Source organism: Ensifer sp. ENS08 (assembly GCF_014852195.1).
Lineage (GTDB): Bacteria > Pseudomonadota > Alphaproteobacteria > Rhizobiales > Rhizobiaceae > Ensifer > Ensifer adhaerens.
In genome coordinates, this window is the sequence record NZ_JACVBF010000053.1 from 1 (window position 1) to 630 (window position 630).

The following is a 630-nucleotide window of genomic DNA, read 5'->3' on the forward strand; positions in this document are numbered from 1 at the left end:
CGAGCCGGATGACGATCAGCAGCGGCGCGATCTCCGAGACATAAGGCAGGTTGCCGGCGATGAAGATCACCGAGCCGTATTCGCCGACACCGCGGGCAAAGGCGAGCGCAAAGCCGGTGAGGCCGGCTGGCAAGAGCCCCGGCAAAAGCACCCGGCTGATCGTCTGGAAGCGGCTGGCGCCAAGGGTGGCTGCGGCCTCCTCCACTTCCTTGTCGATCTCCTCCATGATCGGCTGCACGGTCCTGACCACGAAGGGCAGGCCGACGAAGATCAGGGCGATGACGATGCCGGCGGGGGTGAAGGCGATCTTGAGGCCAAGCGGTTCCAGGAACTGGCCGATCCAGCCGTTCGGGGCATAGAGCGTCGTCAGCGCAATGCCGGCCACCGCGGTCGGCAGCGCAAAGGGCAGGTCGACCATGGCGTCGATCACCCGCTTGCCGGGGAACCGGTAGCGCACCAATACCCAGGCGAGGATGACGCCGAAGACGAGATTGATAACGGCAGCGATAAAGGCCGTGCCGAAGGAGATCTTCAAGGCATTGAGCGTGCGCGGATCAAGCGCCAGCGCCACGAACTGCGCCCAGCCGAGCCCGCTGGCGCGAAACACCAGTCCCGACAACGGGATCAACA

1 protein-coding gene is annotated in these 630 nt (G+C 65.1%); it reads right to left on the reverse strand.

Features of this window, described 5'->3' with window-relative positions; translation table 11 throughout:
- On the reverse strand, positions 1–630 hold a 630-nt coding region (gene cysT / locus IB272_RS34465), incomplete at both ends, for a sulfate ABC transporter permease subunit CysT (RefSeq protein ID WP_192445894.1).